The 1,860-nt window shown below is 64.1% G+C and carries 2 protein-coding genes; both read left to right on the top strand.

Annotated features, from left to right (window positions below):
• Positions 1 to 1,028 (top strand): aminotransferase (locus A3728_RS13605; RefSeq protein WP_067924714.1); only part of this gene is annotated, 1,028 nt, incomplete at its 5' end.
• 67 nt (positions 1,029 to 1,095) lie between these two features.
• Positions 1,096 to 1,860 (top strand): SurA N-terminal domain-containing protein (locus A3728_RS13600; RefSeq protein ID WP_201722326.1); only part of this gene is annotated, 765 nt, incomplete at its 3' end.

The following is a 1,860-nucleotide window of genomic DNA, read 5'->3' as shown; positions in this document are numbered from 1 at the left end:
CCATGGCGGAGGTCGCCATGAACCGGGACGACGCCCATCTTTATGGGCCGGTACTGGGCCTGCCGGACCTGCGCGCCGAATTGGCGTCCCGCACCGGCCGCATTTACGCAGGCCAGGTCCTGCCGGAACAGGTGGCCATCACCTCGGGCTGCAACCAGGCTTTCGCGGCCGCGATTGCCACGCTCTGCGCCGAGGGGGACGAGGTGATCCTGCCGACGCCATGGTATTTCAATCACAAGATGTGGCTCGATATGTCCGGCGTCTCGGCAGTGGCCCTCCCCTGCGGGGCCGATCTGATGCCCGATCCCGACCGGGCCGCCGCGCTCATCACGCCGCGCACCCGCGCCATCGCGCTTGTCAGTCCCAACAATCCCTGCGGCACCGAATATTCCGCGTCACTGCTGCGCGCCTTTCTCGAACTGGCACGCGAGCGGGGTATCGCGCTGATCCTCGATGAGACCTATCGCGATTTTCACAGCCGCAGCGGTGCGCCGCATGATCTGTTTCAGGATCCGGAATGGGCCGATACGCTGATCCACCTCTATTCCTTTTCCAAGGCCTACCGCCTCACGGGCCACCGCGTCGGCGCCATCATCGCCAATGTCGCGCGCCTGGCAGAGGTCGAGAAGTTCCTCGATACCGTCGCCATCTGTCCGGCCCAGATCGGCCAGCATGCCGCCCTGTGGGGGATGCAGAACCTTGACGACTGGCTCGCCGGTGAGCGGCGCGAGATCCTTGCCCGCCGCCGCGCGATCGAAGCCGCGATGTCCCGTCTGACCCCGCTGGGATGGGAGTTGCTGGGTCTCGGCGGATACTTCGCCTATATGTCCCACCCGTTCGAGATGTCCTCCGCCGCACTCGCGCCCCGGATGGTGCGTGAGGCCGGGGTGCTTTGCCTGCCGGGCACGATGTTCTGCCCCACGGATGACCCCGCGGGAGAGGCTCAGCTGCGCATCGCATTCGCCAATCTCGACGCTTCGGGCATCGACCGGCTGTTCGACAGGCTCGCGGAGCTTTCCAAAGGGTGAAGGCGCTGGCTCTTGCCCCGCTGACCCGCAGCGCATAGACACCTTCCGAACTGGTGAGGACGACCCAATGGCCAAAGGCAACAGCATCACGAAAACCGCCGTCTGGATCCTGATGGGTCTGTTGATACTGGGGCTTGGCGGCTTCGGCGCCGTGAACCTCAGCGGGAACATCCGCACCATCGGCACGGTGGGCGAAAAATCGATCCCGGTGGATCTCTATGCCCGGCAGCTTCAGCAGGAAATCCGCGCCATCGAAAGCCAGACCGGTGAGGCGCTCGGCTTTCAGCGCGCGCAGGAAATCGGGCTGGATCGGGCCGTGCTGCAAAGGATCGTGCGGCAGCGCGCGCTCGACAACGAGGCGGAGCAACTGGGTCTCTCCATCGGGGATGAGACCCTGCGCGAACAGATCCTCCAGATACAGGCGTTTCAGGGGCTGGACGGCAAGTTCGACCGGGAAGGCTACCGTTTCGCGCTTCAGCAAAGCGGGCTGAACGAAACCGAATTTGAAAATTCCCTTCGCGAGGAATCCGCGCGCACGCTGCTGCAGGCGGCCATCGTCGGCGGTGTGGAAATGCCGCGCGTCTATGCCCGCACGCTTGTGGACTACGTGGGAGAGCAGCGCAGCTTCACATGGACGCTGCTCGATGCCGACGATCTGGCAGAGCCCCTGCCCCAGCCCAGTGACGAGGAACTGCGCGCCTATTACGAAGAAAATCAGGACGCCTTCATGCTGCCGGTGACCAAGCAGATCACCTATGCGCTGCTGTCGCCCGATGCCCTGCTTGAGGAAGTGGAAGTCCCCGAAGAGGAATTGCGTGCAGAATACGAAGCA

The sequence above is a fragment of the Sulfitobacter sp. HI0040 genome (assembly GCF_001634885.1).
Classification (GTDB): Bacteria; Pseudomonadota; Alphaproteobacteria; order Rhodobacterales; family Rhodobacteraceae; genus Sulfitobacter.
The sequence above is the reverse complement of the archived record's forward strand: the minus strand, read 5'-3'. Positions and strand labels throughout refer to the sequence as shown.